General features: G+C 40.9%; 1 protein-coding gene. It reads left to right on the forward strand.

The window, feature by feature from the left end:
• Positions 1–215: sigma-70 family RNA polymerase sigma factor (locus LKX83_RS33425; protein WP_227887620.1), on the forward strand; the 215-nt coding region annotated here is incomplete at both ends.

A 215-nucleotide genomic window follows, 5' to 3' on the forward strand; every position in this document is an offset into this window, starting at 1 on the left:
TATGCAGTCTATAACCGGCATTCAGATCAAGAGAAAGAGGTTATAGAACTTGTTGTATGCAGTACAAAGCGCCTGCAAGATCACATCTCTCATCCTTCATTATATAAGGCGCTAAGCCACCTTCCAAAAAGACAGCTTACCATTTTAGAACTGCATTTCCTGTACCGTCTTACACACAAAGAAATTGGACAAGTTCTCGGTATCTCACAGCAATC

This window comes from Cohnella baijiui, assembly GCF_020731285.1.
GTDB lineage: Bacteria > Bacillota > Bacilli > Paenibacillales > Paenibacillaceae > Cohnella.